Origin of the sequence: Vibrio sp. SCSIO 43137 (assembly GCF_028201475.1) — a bacterium.
GTDB lineage: Bacteria > Pseudomonadota > Gammaproteobacteria > Enterobacterales > Vibrionaceae > Vibrio.
In genome coordinates this window covers 2346262-2367374 of sequence record NZ_CP116383.1, presented here as the reverse complement: position 1 = coordinate 2367374, position 21113 = coordinate 2346262, and the positions used below count along the sequence as shown (strand labels likewise).

Genomic DNA, 21113 nt, shown 5'->3' with positions numbered 1-21113 from the left:
TTGCTTCTAGCTATTGTTAGAATTCTTTCTATTCGGTCTTAAGCAATCCGGCTTAAAACTCCGGATAAATCAGCTGGCCATATCCGGCATCCACCAGTATTTCACCTTCACGGAACACGGTTTTGCCGCGCACAATCGAGGCCGTTACCTGACCGGTAAACTCTTTGCCTTCCCACGGTGTCAGGCTGCTCTTCTGCATACCAAGGGATTTTGCCCCCTCATAAGTCCATTTTTTGTTCGGGTCTGCCAGCACGATATCTGCGTCTCCGCCTACACGTAAGCTACCTTTACTATGGCTCAGTCCGAAGCGTTTCGCTGGCGCATAACAGAGAAGTTCTGCAATTTTTTCTGCCGGCATTCCGCGCTTATTAAGGCCTGCATCCAGCATAATCGGGAACATAAGTTCGATGCCCGGTAAGCCGGGAGGGACGGCCCAGATATCGCCGTCGTGCTTTAGTCTGTCTTCATCGGTATACGGGCAGTGGTCAGAGCCGATCATGTTGATTTCGCCTTTGAACAGCATGTCCCAGAGGATTTCCTGATTGGCTTTCTCACGGATCGGTGGATTACATTTAGCAAACACGCCCCAGTGGTCCAGATCGCTGTCGTCCAGTACCAGATAACTTGGGCAGGTTTCTACTGTCATTGAAACACCGCGGTTTCTGGCTGCACGAATGGTTTCCCGTGCTTTGCCGCTGGAAAGGTGGCAGATATGAATGTCGCAACCTGTCTCTTCACTGAACAGGGCGATACGTGAAATGGCTTCGATCTCAGCAATATCAGGACGGGACTGAAGGTGGGCTAATCCGCCTGTAATACCACCTTTTTCCATTTGCTCAGCGGTAAAGTCGATAATACTGGCATTCTCTGCGTGGAAGCCGATAAAGCGCTGCTGTTTGGCAATAGCCTTCATGGATTGCAGCAGGTGGTAGTCAGTCAACTTAGGCGCATCCGGATCTGTAGAGAGGAAGGTTTTAAAAGCAACGCTGCCACAGTCAATAAGCTCATCTAAACGGTGCAGTTCATTGGAAGGCAATAAGCCCCACAATGCGTAGTCGGTTACCACCTGAGGATCAGCAGTACGCACTTTAAGGTCGAACGCATCTTTGCTGGTGACAAGTGGATCACTTAACGGCATTTCAACGGTTGTAGTGATACCGCCTGCAGCTGCCTGACGGGTGCCACTGCCAAAGTTCTCTCTGACGCTGCCGGCGCCCGGCTCTTTAAAGTGGACATGAGGATCAACACCGCCCGGGAAAACAAGCTGATGTGAGGCATCTATGGTCTCTCTGCTTGGAAATACCACATCTGGTGAGGTAATAGCGGCTATCTTGCCATCTTTCACGGCAATATTGCCCGGCTGGGTTCCGGTATTCAGAACCAGTGTTCCGCCGGTGATGACAAGATCCATTTCAGTACTTTTACTGCTCATAATATTCTATCCCTAATCGAAATTAATATTTTTGTTATCAACTCGATATCTGATTGTTTAAATTTGCCACAATGCTTATTAAACAGGTTGCACTTTTATGCAGGGTTATTTGTTGATTGTATGGTAACAAGCACAAAATAATATATTGAGACCAAGCTCAAATTAAATATAACAATTGTTTTTAATTTGGCTCTTTGTTAATTCGATCATATATTCAATAACTTACAAAATATATGGTCGAATTAAGTCTCCTCGTACTAAATTTAACCAGTGGTTATTTAGTAAAGGTAATTAATTAGGATAGAGGGAAAATATATTTAATCTCTATCCTAATGTTATATTGAATTAAATTTATGTTAATGCAATATATTTAATTTCACTTCAGAATTAATATATCTGAACACTTAAATCAGGTACTTAAAAATTAGTCTCTGATAGAGTGGTTAGATAAATGCTCAAGTGCTTTCACCATTGCTGAGTGATCCCAGTTGCTTCCGCCCAGAGCGGCACAAGTGTTATATAGCTCCTGTGCTGTTGCTGTATTTGGCAGATTAACCTGAAGGGCGCGGGCGCCTTCAAGAGCAAGGTTAAGATCTTTCTGGTGCAGGGCGATACGGAAGCCAGGGTCAAAGGTACCTTTAACCATACGCTCGCCATGTACTTCAAGGATCTTAGAAGAAGCAAAACCACCCATTAGTGCTTCACGAATCTTCGCTGGATCGGCACCTGCTTTAGAGGCGAATACTAATGCTTCAGAAACGGCTTCAATATTTAGGGCAACGATAATCTGGTTAGCCACTTTACAAGTCTGGCCGTCACCATTACCACCCACTAGAGTAATATTCTGACCCATTACTTCGAACAGAGGTTTCGCTTTTGCAAAGATCTCTTCACGGCCGCCAACCATAATAGACAGGCTGCCCGCTTTTGCACCCACTTCACCACCGGAAACTGGTGCATCCAGATACCATGCGCCTTTCTCTTCAACCTGCTCGGCAAATTTCTTAGTTTCGATTGGAGAGATAGAACTCATGTCGATAACGATTTTGTCTTTAGAAAGACCGTGTGCAACACCGTTTTCCCTGAACAGTACATCTTTTACATGAGGAGTATCAGGAACCATGATAACGATAAAGTCACAAGCTTCAGCAACGGCAGCCGGAGTAGGGCATGCAAAGCCTTTGTCACCCAGCAACTCAGCAGGAGCCGGCTCGTAATGTTCTGAAAAATACAGGGTATAGCCTGCTTCCTGCAGGTTTTTAGCCATAGGCTTACCCATGATTCCAGTACCAATAAATCCGATATTAGCCATTTTATACTCCTAAAAATTAAACAAGATTATGGTCTTTCAACCAGCCAAGCCCTGCTTCTGTACCGTTAGCAGGAACATACTCACACCCGATCCAGCCGTGATAGCCGATAGTATCTAAGTGCTTAAATAGGAAACCGTAGTTGATCTCACCTGTACCCGGCTCATGACGCCCCGGGTTATCTGCCAACTGAACATGACCGATGGCTCTCAGGTTAGATTCGATGGTGCGTGCCAGATCACCTTCCATGATTTGCATGTGGTAGATGTCATATTGGTAGCTAAGGTTATCGCTCTGAACATCGGCGAAAATTGCCATTGTCTGCTCGGTTGAAGAGACGAAGAAACCCGGAATGTCTTTAGTGTTGATCGCTTCAACAACCAGACGGATACCTGCTTTTTCCAGCTTTTCTGCTGCAAACTTCAGGTTTTCAACCAGAGTCTGGTGCGTTGTTTGCTGATCAACATCTTCTGGTTTGATACCGGCAAGGCAGTTAACCTGCTTACAGTCGAGCTCTTTTGCATACTCGATGGCTTTATCAACACCGGCACGGAACTCTTCGATACGATCCGGCAGACAAGCGATACCACGTTCGCCTTTTGCCCAGTCACCGGCAGGCAGGTTAAACAGAACCTGAGTCAGGTCGTGTTTTTCCAGCTCAATAGCGATATCACGTGCCGGAAAATCATAAGGAAATAGGTACTCAACGCCGCGAAATCCTGCGGCAGAAGCCGCTTCGAAGCGGGCCATAAAATCCAGCTCAGTAAATAGCATGGATAAGTTGGCGGCTACTTTAGGCATAAAAACTCCTGATAGTGTTGTGTGGCTCTTGCGAGCCACAACGTGTTTATTCTGATAGGCGGATTAGTCCAGGTTGATGATCTCTTCGAACTCAACCACTTTGTCGATATCCGGACCCATAGCGATATTGGTGACACGTTCAGTAATCACTTCAACCACAACAGGAACACGGTGGTAGTGAGCCATCTGCTTAGCTTGCTCCAGTGCTGGACCAATCTCTTCCGGATCCATAACGCGAATTGCTTTACAGCCTAAGCCTTCAACTACAGATACATGGTCAACACCGTAGCCGTTAAGATCCGGCGCGTTGATGTTTTCAAATGAAAGCTGTACGCAGTAATCGATATCGAATGCTCGTTGTGACTGACGGATCAGACCCAGATAAGCGTTGTTGATCAGTACGTGTACATACGGAAGTTTGAACTGGGCACCAACAGCCAGCTCTTCTACTAAGAACTGGAAGTCATAGTCACCGGAGATAGCGACAACCGGCTTGCTTGGATCCGCTTTTACCACACCAAGGGCGGCAGGCATTGTCCAGCCAAGAGGACCAGCCTGGCAGGCGTTGATCCAGTGACGCGGATGATGAACGTGCAGGAACTGGTTGGCGGCAATCTGTGCCAGACCAATAGTCGACACGTAGCGAGTCTCAGGGCCGAAGGCCTTATTCATCTCATGGTAAATACGCTGAGGTTTGATCGGTTTGTCGTCAAAATCGTCGCGGCGAAGCATGGTACGCTTACGCTCGACACACTCAGAAACCCATGAGCTGCGGTCCTTCAACTCGCCACGCTCGGCCATCTCTTTTGCTACTTCAATAAAGATTTTCAGGGCTTCACCGGCATCAGATGCGATGCCCAGATCTGGGCCGAATACGCGGCCGATTTGGGTTGGTTCAATATCAACGTGGATAAACTTACGGCCTTTGGTATAAGTCTCTAAATTACCTGTGTGGCGGTTTGCCCAGCGGTTACCGATACCGAATACAAAGTCCGACTCAAGATAAGTGGCGTTACCACAGCGGTGGTTCGCCTGCATACCCATACGGCCTACCATGAGTTCATGTTCGTCGGATAAAGTACCCCAGCCGCGTAGAGTCTGAATCACAAGAACACCGGTGATTTCAGCAAATTTTTGCAGCAGATCTGCTGCACCAGCGTTGATAACACCGCCGCCGGCAACTAACAGAGGTTTTTCTGATTCGTTCAGCATCGCCAGTGCTTTTTCCGCTTGTGCGCGGCTGGTAACCGGTTTGTGAGGAACCATTGGTTCGTACAGGTCGATATCAAATTCGATCTCTTCCATCTGCACGTCAAGAGGAAGGTCAAGCAGTACGGGGCCCGGACGGCCTGAACGCATCTCAAAGAAAGCTTTCTGGAAAGTACCTGGTAGCTGTGCACCTTCAAGAATAGTCACGGCCATTTTAGTAACAGGTTTAGCGATGCTTTCGATATCTACTGCCTGAAAATCTTCCTTCGCCAGCTTGGCAACAGGTGCCTGACCGGTAATACACAGAATTGGAATGGAGTCAGCAGATGCAGAGTAAAGACCAGTGATCATATCTGTACCGGCAGGGCCGGAAGTACCGATACATACACCGATATTGCCATCTTTGGTGCGGGTATAACCCTCAGCCATGTGAGACGCGCCCTCAACGTGACGAGCCAAAACATGATCAATACCACCCAGTTTTTTCATTGCAGCATACATTGGATTTATTGCAGCACCCGGAACCCCGAACGCCGTATCAATCCCTTCTTTTTTAAGGATTTGAACAGCTGCTTCTATTGCACGTATTTTTGTCATATCTTCACCAGTCTTATTAATTAAGTGAACAATCCACTGACGGGGTTAATTCGGACTAATTTGTGTTTTTAATAAAAATTATGTTTATTTTTCAGCGGCATATAGAGTTAATGCCAAAGCTGAAAAAATAACTCGACATCGGTGGTTTCATCGAAATAAACCATATCGCAGTTATTTTTTCCGCCTTTGTGGTCGATGGCTAAGACGTAATCTTCATCGGTTTTACAAAGAGAACGCAGCGGACAGTGCCATACGCCGGTTCTGTAGGTGATTCCTTGTTGGCCGTTAGTAATAAAGGCTCTCAGATGTTCAATCTGTGGTTCATCAGAAGGTGGAGCAACAACGATTACCAGTTGCTGACGGCTTAAAGGAATCATTGACTGAATTCCCTTAGGATGACGTTCCACCATTGGCACCTTGTTTGATGCGTGCAGTGGCATGATCTTGAAAATGCCGATATCGGTATCGTCATCCACGGGATAACCTGCCTGAGTAAAATCTCTGTAGCGCTTTGCCGAGCCGTCGTTTTTCATTTGGAAGTCATCGTTATCCTGAATATCAAATTCGATAACGTCTCCAAATTCAGCATAAGCTTCCTGAGTTAATGGCTCGATATTAAGCACTCTACGCATTGTGTTACTCCGTATGGTTAAGATTTAAAAAGCAGGTTATGGGTATCAGAGGCTGTTGACCTTTCTGGTGTAACTGAAAGGCCAACAGAGACTGATTACTTGTTGAAGCTCGCGCATGCGCTCCAGTTCTTCATCAGTACGTAGTATGTGATTCCGGCAGGAAGCAGGCTGGCGTACCATGAGATAGCTGGGAACGAGAAGGCAACGACGATGCCGGCAACCAGTGCGATAACAGCAGCAGGGTTGATTCCTTTATAAGGGCCTTCTGCGTCATACAGGCTGGAAACGTTCAGCTCTCTCTTTCTGATGATGTAGTAATCAACGGCCATGATGGCGAAGATAGGACCTAGGAAAGCAGAGTAGATCTGTACGAACATTTGCAGACCGCCGGAAGATTCAGGCTTAACCAGTTCCCAAGGGAAGGTAGCGAACGCCAGCAGACCAACAATAATGGTTGCTGTTTTGAATCTGATCTTGAAGATATCCATCAGGATGTACGTTGGCGGAACAACGTTGTTCAGCACGTTAGTGGTTACCTGAGCGAAAGCGATAAAGGTCAGTGTAGTAACCAGCAGCGGAGTATTGTCTACCGCACTAGAGAACACCTGAATTGGGTCCGTTACGCCTGTTGCACCAGATACCATCAGGCCGATAAGACCCATAAAGATAGTACAAGGCAGGATTGAGAAGGCGTAGATTGTGGTTAGTGCGCCACGGCCGGTGCCTTTTTTCAGTTCACGGGCATAGTCACTTACGTTTAGGATCATGGTGCTGTAGATGCCGAGGAACAACATGGTTGCACCCCAGAAAGGAACGCCCCAGCTACCTTCGATATCAACAAGGTTAGCTGTGATTTCTGAACCGTAGCGATCCAGTACACTGTAGAACATGTAGCAAAGTGCAACCAGAATGAAGCCACTACCAATGTTTTCAAGCCACTTGATACCTTCGAAGCCCAACACTGACAATGCGATCTGGAAAAACTGGAACAAAATGAAATACATGATCAGGTTGTCGAATCCAAACAGGGTGACAGAAACTGCGTTTAGTGCGCCCGCACCAATCCAGCTCTGGAAGCCGTACCATACAATGGCAGGAACTGCGCGAATGATGCCAGGTAAGCGGGTACCGGCGAAGCCAAATGCGCTACGTGTTTGAACAATAAACGGGATACCGTATTTGTAACCAGCTGCACCGTTAATAGCCAGTGCGATACCGATAACAAAACAGCCGATGGCGATGGCAAGGACTGCCTGCAGAAGGTTTAATTCGCCAACGATACTGGAGCCCATTGCGAATGTACCGATTGATACACATCCCCCGAACCAGGCAAGGAAATAGGAGATAGGACCCATGATTCGTTTCTCTGTAGGTGCCAGAGAATCTTCTTTTACTTGTGTAGAGGGTTGTTCTTGAACTACTTCATTAATTTCAGACTCTATCATTGTTAATCCTTATTTATACAATCATATAAAAATTCTGAACTTCTAATTAGTACTGCTTTAAACAACATAAACGGCAACCGCTACTGCGAACGGTTGCCGTTTATCGATTAATAAAACTCTATTCCGCTGCCCTCGCAGATGCGGGTACCGGCATCGCCTTTAACGATGTTGGACAAGTCATATAGTGAGCCGATAGCCGCTTCACCAAGGCCTGCATTAACGAATGCGCAAACGGCATCAATCTTCGGACCCATAGAACCAGCCGGGAAATCCAGCTCAGCAAGTGCTGCCGGAGCGGCTACCTTCATCTCTTTCTGGTTTTCTGTACCGAAGTCGGTAAATACAGAGTTGTCAGTCAGGATAAGGAACAGATCGGCTTTTAATTTCTCAGCCAGAAGTTCTGCTGTCAGGTCTTTGTCGATAACACACTCAACGCCGGTCGCTTTACCAGACGCGTCGATAGTCACAGGAACACCGCCGCCACCGCAGGCAATAACTACATTCTTCGCTGCAAGCAGAGCTTCAATCTGCGCAAGCTCAAGGATGTCTTTTGGCATTGGAGATGGCACAACTTTGCGGTAGTACTCGCCGTCAGCCTTAAAGGTGACTTCTTTGTCTGCCGCCATCAGCTCTTCAGCGCGCTGTTTGGTGTAAACCGGACCAACGAACTTAGTCGGGTTCTGGAACGCTTTGTCTTCTTTACTCACTAGTGTCTGAGTAAGAAGTGTTGCTACCTGAAGTTCCGGAGTTTCATTGCGAAGCTCCTGCTGAAGCATGTATCCCACCATGCCGCATGTTTCTGCGCCCAGCACGTCCATTGGGTATGGAGTGGTTTGTGGAGATACTTCCTGATATGCAGCGTTTTGCTCCATTAACAGACCAACCTGAGGACCGTTACCATGAACGATAACCACTTCGTGATCACCGGCGATGGCAGCGATGCTTTCAGCCGCTTTTCTGATATTTTCACGTTGGTTCTCAGCCGTTAGTGCCTGACCACGTTGCAGTAAGGCATTACCGCCTAGTGCTAAAACTATTCTCATTTCAAATTACCTTACGTTGTAGAGTTCTTAGTTATCAGAGCTAATAACAGAGAGGAGAGAACTCCTCTCTGTCAGAGCCATTACTCAACGCCGATGATTGCAGCGATAAGCGCAGCACGACATGCAACAGAGAAGTCCAGAGACTTGAAGTACATTTCGTTAGCCGTTGTGTCGAACTCGTAATCGAACTCACCAGCGTTACGAGGTAGTGAGTGAGAAAGACCTACAGTTTTGCCAGTCTTCGCTTTAACGCGGTCTAGCATGTCAGTAGAAACGTAGAACTTGTCGATGTTGTCCATGAACAGAGCTTTCAGTGGATCGTCATCTTTAACTGAAGAACCTGGCAGGTAGATCATGTCTACATTTTCGTCTATCAACATTTGCTCATACTCTTCAAGAGACAGGTTGTTGTACTCAACGTAGTTAGCGCCAAGTGTGTCCAGCTTGTCTTTCACTACCGGCGGAGTAGCCAGCTCAGACAGTCCGTGGTAAACAATACGTGCGCCAAGAGCAGCAAGTGTCAGGGCAAAAGACTGACCAGAACGTGCACGAGACAGGTCAGGAGTAGAAACAACGATAGTCATATCTTCGAAGTTGCTGCCGAATGCGCGGTAGCATGTGTAAGCATCAACACACAGACCCTGAGTCGGGTGAGTTACGTGACCCCAGCCACCAGAGATGATTGGTGCAACACCGCCGGTAGACTTACCGTAAACAAGCGCTTCGTTTACCTCATCGAAGTCAGGGTGACGTAGCACAAGACAGTCAGCGTAATTAGAAATAGTTCTGAGGCCGTCATAGAGAGACTCACCTTTTGCAGAAGAAGAGTTTGTTTTTGGCGAAGATTCAGAAATCACGCGGCCACCCATTTTCAGCATTGCAGCTTCGTGAGAGCAACGTGTACGGGTAGATGGTTGATAGAAAAGAGTATAAAGCGTTTTGCCTTCCATCAGGTTACAACCTGTTTTCATGAAAGGTTCTAACTGCTCAGCTGCGCGGAACAGAGCAAGAATCTCGCCTTTAGTCATATCATCAACAAACTCAAGGTTTTTGCCCTTCAGGTTTGTTGCACGTAGGTTTTCACGAATATCCCATGTTCTGAAATCTGCTGTAAGACCCATTTTGGTACTCCTTGGATTAATTATTTTTTGGGGTTAACTAACGCTGTTGCCTGCTAACTAACCCTTTTCGTTAATGTTTTTGTTTCTTTTATTGGATTATTAAGTGGTTTATAAAATCGGATCGCGGTTGCAATCTTTTGAATATATGTAAGTAAAGTTCGGCATCTTCTCGCCCATATAAGAATCACCAACGGCGTAAGAACACTGCTGCTGGAATGGTGCGAAATAGATGAAATCTTCAGGCATGATCTGAATCCAGTCTTCGCCCAGAAGGTAGATACCCTGACCTTCAAGAACGTAAGCGCCATGGTTCTGCTGATGAGTTTCGATAAATGGATGGCAACGGCCTGGTTCGAACGACAGTACGTGGAAGTTCATATCGAAGTTGATGTCAGTCGGTAGCAGGTCTTTAACCCAGATACCCGGAAGGTCCATATACTGGATGTAGTCAGAGTTGTTTACGTTGCCGAATACACGGTATGGCTGGCAACCTTCTGCTTCCTGATATTTCTGCTTATAGATAAGAACGCGAACGCCTGCGTCAGTCTCGTTAGAGAACTGGATGCCGGCACCCGGAGGAGCATAAGCGTAACCGCCAGGAGTCAGTACCTGCTCTTCTTCTTCAACAGTTACTTTTAGTTTTCCTTCGCCGTCCATTACATAGATAAAGGACTCAACACCTTCTTCAGCGGCATAAGGGCGGCTTGTATAGCCGTCAGGTTTAACCAGACCTACTAACTGAACAAACGGACAAGTAAGTTGAGGGGAGCCAACAATGGTCAATTCGCAGTTTTCGATTCCCGGGATAACATTAATTACACGTCCCTCTGTAGGAATAACTGCGTATTCATTTAGTCTGATTTTAGACCTGGTCTTTAATTCTGGAAACATATGACTCCACCTGCTAATTTAAGTAAAAGAAGTTCGTACAGATAAAAATCTGCATTCGGAAAATTTAATTAGAAATAGGGTTATCGTTTATTTTTGACATACGGATACGACTGAGTAAAGAACACCCAAAGTATGACAAATAAAAAAGCAAAACTAATTCGTCTAAATTAATAGAAATATTTATAGGTAATTAAATACCTCTTAATAAATAGAGTGGAACTAATATTGTTTATTCAAATTAACGCCAACCTGTCTAAGTAAATGTGATGGGCTAATATTGAGATAATCAAGGGGGGTAATCAGTGAAGTTGGTCACGCTTTTTCTTATAATTGAATATTTGTGAATTAGATCTCTTTATTGATTTGACATAAAAATAAATCTATGAGTGATATGTGCTTGTCAGTGAAGCTCATCACACATATATAACTAATTTTCTAAAAATGATTAGGAGTCACAAAATTAAATTGACATTGTGGTTTCTGTGTGTTTTTGAGGTGGTGTCAGTGAAGTAGGTCACTTTATGGTAAAAAATCGAATAAATGTGAGCATTATCTTAGAAATTATTCACTTTATCACTGAATGAGTGTGTAAGAGTGCATATTAAATAAGGTGATATGCCTGCCATTCGCAGAAAATGAGATTTCATTAAACGCCGTTATTGCTTGTAAAACATGATAAAAGCTCTAATTTAATATTTTCTTACACTTTTCTTGAGTTCCCCCCCCATCAAGCTCTTATTTTAATGGTTGTATAATATAAAAGCCATATAGATTAGAATTTTTATAACTATTTCTTTGCATTGTTATCTCATATTTAATGTAACGTCACTTAATGTGATTAAGATCTTATTTTTATTAACTGCCGGGAAAACGTGACCAACTTCACTGATAACCGTTATTTTTTCTTTGAGAATATTATCACAACGACAGAGGGTCAGAGACTTAGTTTTATTTTAATGTCTATGTTTGGATCTATTTAAATCAGTAAGTAATTCGATTTTTAATTGTCTTAATATAAGTTATTTGTTTCGATGCATTACCGTCTCTAACTGTTGATTGAGAAAGTTTTTTTGATGTTGTCTCTAATACAAAAGCTATTTCTTATATAGAAATGCTAAGGCTGCGTATTGCCTGAAGATATTAGCTTAGTTTTATAAGCAGCTCATGTTAAAGGGCAACATTCAGCAGGGAAAAATAACCGAAGGAAAGGCAGTGAACCATAAGAGTCACGATTGACTGCCAAAGCAAGCATACATTAACGAACACGTTAATCTATTTATCACTAATGATACGAGGGAAACTGGTATGACACTAAGTCGTCAGCAGCAAATCGAAGCGCTAGAGAAAGATTGGGCAGAAAATCCGCGTTGGAAAAACGTAAAACGCACCTACACAGCAGAAGAAGTGATTAATCTGCGTGGCTCTTTCGCGCCGGCAAATACCATCGCTCAGCGCGGTGCAGATAAGTTGTGGGATCTGGTAAATGGTTCTGCTAAAAAAGGTTATGTGAACTGCCTTGGTGCACTGACAGGTGGTCAGGCTGTTCAGCAGGCTAAAGCGGGTATGGAAGCGATTTATCTGTCAGGCTGGCAGGTAGCAGCAGACAACAACACTGCATCTACCATGTATCCGGATCAGTCTCTGTATCCTGCCGATTCAGTACCGGCAGTGGTTAAACGCATCAACAATTCATTCCGTCGCGCAGACCAGATTCAGTGGGCAAACGGTGGTACTCCTGAAGAAGGTATCGACTACTTCCTGCCTATCGTAGCCGATGCTGAAGCTGGTTTCGGTGGCGTTCTGAACGCTTATGAACTGATGCGCGGCATGATTGAAGCGGGAGCTGCCGGTGTTCACTTCGAAGACCAGCTGGCGTCTGTTAAGAAGTGTGGCCATATGGGCGGTAAAGTACTTGTTCCTACTCAGGAAGCGGTACAGAAACTGACTGCTGCTCGTCTGGCAGCGGACGTTGCAGGCACAACAACTCTGGTTATTGCGCGTACTGATGCTAACGCAGCGGACCTGCTGACATCAGATGTTGACCCATACGATAAAGACTTTATTGAAGGTGAACGTACTTCTGAAGGTTTCTACCGCGTTCGTGCTGGTATCGATCAGGCGATTGCACGTGGTCTTGCTTATGCTCCATACGCAGATCTTATTTGGTGTGAAACAGCAACTCCTTGTCTGGAAGAAGCGAAGAAATTTGCTGACGCTATCCATGCAGAATATCCGGATCAGCTACTGGCTTATAACTGTTCTCCTTCATTTAACTGGGAGAAGAACCTGGATGCGAAAACCATCGCTGAATTCCAGCAGAAGCTGTCTGATATGGGCTTTAAGTACCAGTTCATCACTTTAGCCGGTATTCATAACATGTGGTACAACATGTTCGAACTGTCCCATGCTTACGCTCAGGGTGAAGGCATGCGCCATTATGTTGAGAAAGTTCAACGTCCTGAATTTGCAGCAGCTGAGCGCGGTTATACCTTTGTGGCTCACCAGCAGGAAGTAGGTACAGGTTACTTCGATAAGATGACCAACATTATTCAGGGTGGCGAGTCATCAGTTACCGCACTAACGGGGTCTACTGAAGAAGATCAGTTTTAATTAACTGAATTACTTAGCTATATCGATTTGTCCAGAGGCTTCCAAGATTTAAGTTACCCTCCGGGAGCCTCTTTTTTAAAACAGGGCATGTAGATAGAGATTGATCTCGGAGTGCTCTTATAAAGTGGGTTATTAAGGTGACTCTCTCTATAAGGGATATATTGATTACTAGTCATGACAGGGCAATATTTTTCTTAATTTAAGCGTAATGAGTTTACAAATAATTATGCTTTAACTGCCGGTTTACTGGTGGTTAAACTATTAATGCAGCTTAATTGTGTATTGTGTAAATTATTGATTTGTAGGGAATTTGATATTTTATCGATATTTAACTATTTGCATTTAATAGTCTATCAACAATGGCTTGTTGATTTTGGGGGTTAAGTTTAGGGGATTAAATAAGGTGTTATCGGATTTTATTTTCTCCTTTATTCTTAACCGCAACCCAACCTATTTTCAAATGTACGTTTATGCTTTTCCAGTTTTTCAGAAATGTAGAAGTTGATTGAGACTCCTTTAAGTCTGACCCGGGTAGTTAACCATGTTTAAACGTACATCAGAGACAAAAGTATTGGTCAGGTAGTAGTAACCCGGTGCTGTTCGCGTCGGGTTTTTTGCTTACCGGGATCATCTGATCGATTATTAATATAACCAATAATATTGGAGTGAAACATGTCCTACGAAAAGATAATCAAAAACGGAACTGTTATCTTAGAGAACGATGCAGTTAAAACCGATATTGCCATCAAAGATGGTGTAATCGCTGCCATTGGCGACAATCTGGGTACAGCCGATGACGTTATCGACGCCAAGGGGTTGATCGTTTCTCCCGGTATGGTTGATGGTCACGTGCACATCACTGATCCGGGTGGCCCGCGCAGCGAATGGGAAGGCTATCTGACCGCAACCAGAGCTGCGGCTAAGGGTGGGGTAACAACTTGCGTTGAGATGCCATTGAATCAGGTGCCGGCGACTATCGACCGTGAAACCCTGCATATCAAATATGAAGCGGGTAAAGGTAAATTGTCGGTAGATGTTGCTTCACTGGGTGGCTTGGTTCCTCATAATATTGACCGCCTGCATGAGCTGGCAGAAGAGGGAGTTGTCGGCTACAAGTGTTTTGTCTCGACTTGCGGCAACCCGGATCCTGAATCTGGTGATTTCTGTAACGTTGATAACTACCAGCTTTATGAAGGTATGCGTGAGCTGGCTCGTCTGGATAAACTTCTTCTTATGCACGCTGAAAACGCAGAAATCTGTGACGGACTGGGTAAGAAAGCTGTGGCTGAAGGACGCTTAACTGCCAAAGACTATATTGCTTCACGCCCGGTATTTACTGAAGTAGAAGCGGTTCGCCGTGCGATTTATCTGGCTAAAGAGACAGGTTGTAGTCTGCACCTTTGTCACCTTAGCAGCCCTGAAGCAATTGAAGAGGTCACCAGAGCACGTCAGGAAGGACAAGATGTGACTTGTGAGTCTTGTGGTCACTACTTCGCTTTAGACGATGATCAATTTACCGAGATCGGTACTAAAGCGAAATGTTCACCGCCGATTCGCGACAAAGATAATCAGGAACGTTTGTGGGCTAAACTGCTTGGTGGTGAAATTGACTTTATTACCTCTGACCACTCTCCTTGTACGCCTGATCTTAAAGAGGGTGGTATCTTTGATGCGTGGGGCGGTATCTCTTCCCTTCAGAACAGCGTAGATATTATGTTCGATGAAGCGGTTCAGAAACGTGGCATGCCTCTGACACAGTTTGCTAAAGTGATGGCCAGCAACCCTGCCGATCGTTTTGGTCTGACTCAGAAGGGCCGTATCGCAGTTGGCAAAGATGCCGATATCGTTATGATTAAGCCGGACTCTTCATACACTCTGACTTCATCGGATCTTGAATATCGCAATAAATTTAGTGCTTATGAAGGCCGTGAAATTGGTGCTCAGGTTGCTAAGACTCTGCTAAGAGGTGAAGTGGTTTATGATCTGGAGAGTGCGACTATTACTCCTTCTACAGGTGAGTTTATTACCGTTTAACATTTGACGTTAAAAGTCTTGCCAAGCCGGTCAGTAACAATGACCGGCTTTTTTGTTGTCAGGCTAACAGAACTTAACGGCTCACGGTAAATTCAGAAGTAAGGGAGTCGAGGTTATCAGCAAGTCTCTTTAGCTCCTGACTGGTTTGTTCCGTGCTTTCAATACCGGAAGAGGTCTCTTGTGCCATTATATTAATCTGGCTGATACTTTCTCTTATGCTACCGGTGAGTTCACTTTGCTGGTTGGCTGCACAGGCAATTCGTTCACCTAACTGTTGTCCGTTTGCCACGTTTTCCGCTATAGCGCTAAGGCGCTTATGAGTGGAGTTGGCCTGTTTACTAAGGGAGTTAACCCAGTGACGGCTTTTCTCCATATTGTTAACTGCAGTTTTGGACGAGTTTTGCAGATTGGCGATAAGCTGATTAATCTCTTCAGTCGACTTATGGGTTTTTGCCGCCAGAGTTCTTACCTCATCGGCGACCACCGAAAAGCCGCGCCCGTGCTCGCCTGCTCTTGCTGCCTCAATGGCGGCATTGAGCGCCAGAAGGTTGGTTTGCTCGGCTACGTTTTGAATCACTTCTAATATTTTGTCTATCTGCAGGCACTGCTTATCGACATCATTAATCGCCCGGTAGGTGAGATCAATCTCCTGTTTATGTTGGCTGATATTGTCCAGTGTCGAGGTCATTGCCGATTGGCCAAGTTCGGTTTGCTTATAGATTTGATCCATATTGGCGGCAGAATCTTTGCTACTGTTGGCTATTTCGTGGACCGAATCATCAATTTGCATAATGGCATCTGCCACCTGAACCGACTGTAGGTTCTGCATATTGATGGACTTTGTCGTTGAGCGGGTAACTTCCGAGGTTTTGTTGGCGGTAACCGCCAGCATATTGGTTGACTCAGAGACAGTTTTCAGGCTGCCCTGAAAGGTACTTAGCATCTGATTAACTGCTTTAGAGATAGCACCTATTTCACATCCGGAGCGAAATTCCACTCTGCGGGTTAGATCTGAACTTCTGGCCACTGAGGTGATAGTAGACAGCAGTATTTGCAGTGGCGGTAGTATGCTTGCCAGCAAAATTGCCGCCAGTGCAATAACCATAACAACAGAGACCGCGATAAGAACAAGCGTGGTCAATAGGGTTTGCTCCGTTTGTTGTTTAGATTGCTGATTAAATTTATCCGCGTATGTATTGATGGTAAGTACTAACTTCTCGATATCTTCTGTCAGGTTTTGCTGGTACTCAATAACTTCGATAGAGGGCTGTGAGCCCTGAAAGTAAGCATTGATATACTTCTCCCTTACCTGCGGCCAGCCGGAAAAGCGTTGGTTGATATCATTTGCTGCTGCCCTGATCTTTTCATCTTTGCTTAATTGGATAATGTCATTTAGCTGCTGAATAACAAACTGGTCTTCCTCTTCAATACGCTGCTTAGTGGCTTCTATGTCAGCTATATCAAATAACAGCGGGCTCTCTTTTAACAGGCTGACGATGGTGGTGATTCCCTGACTGGCATTCATTGCTGCCCGGGTTTTCTGCAGGGAGAGCTCTGAATTGATTTGGCTGTGTTCGGCAAACTTACTTAACCTTATATATGAGACACTGCTCAAAGCGATGATAATCAGTAAAATTCCTGAAAATCCGATAATTAAACGATTTTTAATAGATATGTGACTGATTATGCCCATAGAGTAATTACCATTAGTGTTTCTAATAAAGAGGCAGTGTAGTTATTGATCTATCGATTCAAATGGCTTTGATGAATCTTTGAGCTTTGGCACATATCTCAGAATGGATAGACAGATGTAGTGGTCATCCTTATAAAACCCGATCCATATTCGCACAGTGAGTCAGATGTTTGCATAATCTGGTTATTTTTTGAACACCGTTCCTGTTTTAGTATTTACTCTATCTATCTAAGTGTGAAAATTATCAATTTGCTCAATATTTGTTCTAATATTTCAGGTGATAAATCTGTCAGTTGGCTGGGTGTTTTCCCTAAATCCGGTTATTTGCTAGGGAGCTGCATAATGACTAATAAGCAAAGCAGCAATTATGATTACAAACGTAATCGATTGATAATTAATAAGATAAAAGGAACCGTACTGATTGAGTTTAGTGTGGTGGCTTCGTTGTTTTTCTTTCTGCTATTTACCATTATTGACCTTGGTGTTTATGGATACGCCAAACTCACCATGCAACATGCGGTCAGCGAAGGTGCCCGCTATGCCATTACCGGATTAGCCGATCTGGATCCTGATTTAACGGACGGAGCAGATCGTAAACAAGCCGTTATCGAAAAAATCAGCCAGTCTTCTGAAGGTCTGTTTAACAAGGTCATGAAGGTCGAAGATATCAGAGTGCTCGACCTGAATGGCAATCCACTGGCTGGGTTTGGTCAGCCGGGAGAGTTAATCGCCATCTATTTAGATTGCACATGGCCGGTTAGCAGCCCTTTTCTCTATCCGTTTACCGATCATGGCAGGTATCACTTTACCGTGAGCGCAACGATGAAGAATGAGAACTTCTAGGAGGCGTGATGAAAGGAATGGCGCTGACAAATACACACCAGAAAGGCTACGCAGCGGTAACTTTTACTTTGACTCTCCCTTTATTGCTGCTTTTTATCTCGGGTTTGTATGAAATTGTTCGTCTGCTTCACGCCAACAGCGTGATGGTGAACCTGGCCAGAGAGAGCTCTCACCTTGTTTCCCGTACGGCCGATTATACGGTGCAGGAGATTATGGATATTGTTGCTACTACCTCAAAGGTGGTGGACATGGGGGAGAACGGAATTATCTACATCAGCCATGTGTCCGGGCAGGAAGACGACCAACCATTTGTGGCAGATCAGCATAGGTGGTTACAGGCTGGTATCAACGACGAAAGTGATTTGTGGTCTGGTTGTGTTCAATGGCAGACGGGAGAGTGTCAGATGCCCGATGAGACTGATATCAGGGAGTTAACGGATTTTCCTCTGAATCTTGAACAAAATGATAGCGCTTATGTTGTAGAAGTATTTTATCGCTACAGCCCGTTTTTCGGCCTGATCGGTTTCGATGACATTTTGCTGAGTCAGCGAACCTATCTTTAGGAAAATGTTATGTCTGCCATTTACTACTCTTCCCCCCGTCATAAAGAGTCCGGCTTAGTTGAGCTGGTGACGATTATTGCCATTCCGTTTCTGTTATTGCTGACGGGATTTGCCTTTGATGTAGGAAGAGCTTATCTGGTGAAGGCAAAACTGTTCGCTGCGGTTGATGCTGCTGCTATTGCGGCTGCAAGGGGAATTGAAGAAGGTCAAGATGCCGCCAACGCAGACGCCCTTGCCTATTTCAGGGCCAATATTCCGGCCGATTACTTTAACAGCAATCCAACCCTGACACTGCCGGACAGCTATCCTAGTGATGCTGCCGGAAATATCAGCATAGATCTTAGTGCTACTGCTGTTATGCCGACGGTTCTGCTGCATATGTTTGGTTTCGATTCTATTCCTTTATCTGCCGTCGCACAGGCAACAAGACGGCCGGTAGATATTGCTTTTGTTGTAGATAACTCCTCATCTCTGCAAACGGGCTCTCTGGGAGATGTAACGGGTGATGTGAAACAGAGGTCGAAAGAGTTTATCAGTAAATTTCATGAGAACTTTGATCGTGTCTCTCTTGTTGCCTATGGCCATGGCGCAGAAACATCGGCGGAGATTGGTGTTAGCAGGGGATTTAACCGAAACACCCTTAACAGTGCTATTGATTCCTTTGAATTTGATGGATTTACCAACCCTTCGGAAGGCTTTTACCGGGCGCTGAAGCAGTTAAGAGAAACAAGCAATCCGGCAGATTTACGGGTAATCGTGTTTTTTACCGATGGCGCACCCAACACCTTTTCCGCTAAGTTCAGGTATGTTAACGGTAATACTTATAGTGGCTCAATTCGGGCATCAAGTAGCACTAGCGGGACCCCCAGCGGATTGTATCGGCATGACAAAATTTATCAGACTGCTCCCGGTCTGGCGTGGAGAAGTAACGGAATCAATAATAACCTGACAGAACTACCTGAATACTACAATATGCATGCATCAGGCTACTCTTCCGACGCTGAAGGATATGTTCCCCGTTATATCGATAATCCTTCTGTTGATCCGAACTATCCGAGTGCTGATTCGGATAAACTGCTGGTAGTAAACAGTACCATCAGCGACGGCCCTTATGACCCTGTTCTGGGTCATCGCCCGGTCACCCAGTTCAATCGGTTTACTGACTCCCGCTATGATCTGTTTGATAAAGTAAGCCGGATATCACGCAATCTTGCTGAAGAAATGGCTGAAGTGGCACGAAAAGAGGGGATCTATGTGTTCACTTTGGGGCTGGGATCGAGATTGCAGGAAGCGTCGGGGCCGGACAGCGAATATGGTGAAGATATGCTAAAGCGTATGGCCAATGATGTGATTCTGCTTAAGGATGCCAACCTTGCTTCTGACTATAAAGCGGATCAATTACAGGGCGTCTATTGTCATGCCGTCGATGCAGACGCCCTTGCTCCATGCTTCGGTGAAATGCTTGAAGTAATCATTAAGCTTACACTGTAGAGAGGAGTTTGATTAATACACAGCCAGGTCAGCAGCTAATAATAAACACCAAGCTCACCTACCCAGAAGGCCGCGTCGAGATCACAGACAGTGATGGTCTCTTTGCTTAGTTGCAGCTCTTTTTCTGTTTCGTAGATGGTATCCCAGTCAGACTGTTCTATTGCCTCGATAAGTCGTAATAGGGTGCCTAATAAGCCTTTCTTCATTAACAATGCATCTTTCACTTCACTATCGATTTTCAGCGGTTCGATAATATAAGGCATATCCATATCTAACACCGCGTCGATAAGTGATAGCATGCCGCATAGGTAACCGGCATTCATCAGGTGGCGGTGTCCCAACCTGCTTAGCATTGCTTGCATAAATTTAGCCCGGTGCAAAGAAGTAACGGAAAGAATACCGGGCTTCTCATCTCCCATATCGGCGAGTGCTACATAGGAGACAAATTTGCGTAGCCTGTCTTCACCCAGATAAACAAGAGCCTGATGAAAGGAGGTGATAGGACTTCTTACAGCATAACAGGCGTTTACAAAGTTCAGCAGTTTAAACGACAGTGAGGTGTTGCTGGTGATGATTCTCTCCACCTCTTTGTAATCTATAGTGTGGCCTGAAACGGCACGACAAAGCTGAATATTAACTGAAAGGGAAGAGTCAATAGTACGGTTTTTGATCACCTGAGGGTGACTATAGAAAAAGCCCTGAAAATAGTGAAAGCCATACTGTTTGGCCTGTTCATAGTCTTGATAGGTTTCTACTTTTTCTGCGAGAAATTTCAGGTCAAAGTTGTTTACCTCTTCCATATAGGCCGCAACTTTATCCAGCGGGCTGGCTTTAAGATCAAACTTGATAATATCGACAAAAGGCAGAAAGCGCTTCCACTCATCCCTCAACATAAAGTCATCGAGTGCAATGGTGTAGCCTTTTTCACTTAGCTCTTTAATTGCCTCATACAGTTCTTCGGTCGGACGACAGGTTTCAAGAACCTCAATAACATATTTCTGAATGGGAAAATCCATCGGGACTTTCTGGATGATGGTATCGTAGCCGAAGTTGATAAACCCTTTTTTATCACCGATAACACGACCTTGCTGAACAAGGCATTGCTCTACTAACAGCTCTTTGGTGGCAATGGAGGCGTCCATATTGGGAAAGGCGTTTTGATCGCCGTCCCTGTAGAGCAACTCAAAACCGACAACGTTAAGTTGTCTGTCGGTGATGGGTTGTCTTGCTACATAAGAGTACATACTTTACTTCCTTGGGCTGAATTAGCTTTACTGTTTTAATTATTGAATTTTTTGTGAATTTATCCGCCATTAACCTCTCGAGCTTATGTTAGTTGCTGAGTGGATAGCAATATAGCTGTGTGCAGGCGGGACTGGTATAAATAATGTCAGAAGA

Annotated in this window: 16 protein-coding genes; 5 read left to right on the top strand and 11 right to left on the bottom strand. The window is 45.0% G+C overall.

The features are described 5' to 3' along the window. Nucleotides 1–52: 52 nt before the first annotated feature. The 9 genes from allB (PK654_RS11035) to allE all read right to left on the bottom strand — a co-directional run bounded on the left by allB (PK654_RS11035) (nt 53) and on the right by allE (nt 10481). On the bottom strand, nt 53–1432 hold the full coding sequence (gene allB / locus PK654_RS11035) for an allantoinase AllB (protein ID WP_271695847.1): 1380 nt from the start codon (nt 1430–1432) through the stop codon (nt 53–55). Nucleotides 1433–1856: 424 nt separating this feature from the next. Continuing rightward, nucleotides 1857–2744, bottom strand: a complete 888-nt coding sequence (glxR, locus tag PK654_RS11030) for a 2-hydroxy-3-oxopropionate reductase (protein ID WP_271695846.1) — start codon at nt 2742–2744, stop codon at nt 1857–1859. Between the two features lie 16 nt (nt 2745–2760). Beyond that, nucleotides 2761–3543, bottom strand: a complete 783-nt coding sequence (gene hyi, locus PK654_RS11025) for a hydroxypyruvate isomerase (protein WP_271695845.1) — start codon at nt 3541–3543, stop codon at nt 2761–2763. A gap of 63 nt (nt 3544–3606) precedes the next feature. After that, entirely contained in the window at nt 3607–5349 is a 1743-nt protein-coding gene (gene gcl, locus PK654_RS11020) for a glyoxylate carboligase (protein WP_271695844.1), read from the bottom strand. A 107-nt stretch (nt 5350–5456) separates the two neighbouring features. Then, entirely contained in the window at nt 5457–5981 is a 525-nt protein-coding gene (locus PK654_RS11015) for an ureidoglycolate lyase (RefSeq protein WP_271695843.1), read from the bottom strand. A gap of 95 nt (nt 5982–6076) precedes the next feature. Further along, the gene (locus PK654_RS11010; protein ID WP_271695842.1) at nt 6077–7426 is read right to left on the bottom strand and encodes an NCS1 family transporter; all 1350 of its coding nucleotides are present in this window, start codon (nt 7424–7426) and stop codon (nt 6077–6079) included. 107 nt (nt 7427–7533) lie between these two features. Continuing rightward, nucleotides 7534–8469 carry a carbamate kinase gene (locus tag PK654_RS11005; protein WP_271695841.1) on the bottom strand — a complete coding sequence of 312 codons (936 nt, stop codon included), beginning with the start codon at nt 8467–8469 and terminating at the stop codon, nt 7534–7536. An 80-nt stretch (nt 8470–8549) separates the two neighbouring features. Continuing rightward, the gene (locus PK654_RS11000; protein ID WP_271695840.1) at nt 8550–9590 is read right to left on the bottom strand and encodes a hypothetical protein; all 1041 of its coding nucleotides are present in this window, start codon (nt 9588–9590) and stop codon (nt 8550–8552) included. A 108-nt stretch (nt 9591–9698) separates the two neighbouring features. Next, the gene (allE, locus tag PK654_RS10995) at nt 9699–10481 is read right to left on the bottom strand and encodes a (S)-ureidoglycine aminohydrolase (RefSeq protein ID WP_271695839.1); all 783 of its coding nucleotides are present in this window, start codon (nt 10479–10481) and stop codon (nt 9699–9701) included. A gap of 1305 nt (nt 10482–11786) precedes the next feature. Between allE and aceA the strand changes: the two genes are divergently transcribed. Both aceA and allB (PK654_RS10985) read left to right on the top strand, forming a co-directional pair. After that, complete coding sequence (gene aceA, locus PK654_RS10990) at nt 11787–13091, top strand: isocitrate lyase (RefSeq protein ID WP_271695838.1); 1305 nt, start codon at nt 11787–11789, stop codon at nt 13089–13091. A gap of 672 nt (nt 13092–13763) precedes the next feature. Continuing rightward, a complete protein-coding gene (gene allB, locus PK654_RS10985) occupies nt 13764–15125 on the top strand; it encodes an allantoinase AllB (protein WP_271695837.1) in 1362 nt (453 codons plus the stop codon). Nucleotides 15126–15198: 73 nt separating this feature from the next. Here the strand turns inward: allB (PK654_RS10985) and PK654_RS10980 are convergent, their stop codons facing one another. Then, entirely contained in the window at nt 15199–16818 is a 1620-nt protein-coding gene (locus PK654_RS10980) for a methyl-accepting chemotaxis protein (RefSeq protein ID WP_271695836.1), read from the bottom strand. 342 nt (nt 16819–17160) lie between these two features. Between PK654_RS10980 and PK654_RS10975 the strand changes: the two genes are divergently transcribed. Genes PK654_RS10975 through PK654_RS10965 form a run of 3 tightly spaced genes read left to right on the top strand, consistent with a single transcriptional unit; the run spans nt 17161 to nt 19715 of the window. Next, nucleotides 17161–17661, top strand: a complete 501-nt coding sequence (locus PK654_RS10975) for a TadE/TadG family type IV pilus assembly protein (protein WP_271695835.1) — start codon at nt 17161–17163, stop codon at nt 17659–17661. Nucleotides 17662–17669: 8 nt separating this feature from the next. Next, the gene (locus PK654_RS10970; protein ID WP_271695834.1) at nt 17670–18224 is read left to right on the top strand and encodes a TadE/TadG family type IV pilus assembly protein; all 555 of its coding nucleotides are present in this window, start codon (nt 17670–17672) and stop codon (nt 18222–18224) included. A gap of 9 nt (nt 18225–18233) precedes the next feature. Then, entirely contained in the window at nt 18234–19715 is a 1482-nt protein-coding gene (locus PK654_RS10965) for a vWA domain-containing protein (protein WP_271695833.1), read from the top strand. 35 nt (nt 19716–19750) lie between these two features. Here PK654_RS10965 and PK654_RS10960 read toward each other — a convergent pair whose 3' ends face one another. Beyond that, entirely contained in the window at nt 19751–20959 is a 1209-nt protein-coding gene (locus PK654_RS10960; protein WP_271695832.1) for an EAL and HDOD domain-containing protein, read from the bottom strand. Nucleotides 20960–21113 lie beyond the last annotated feature (154 nt).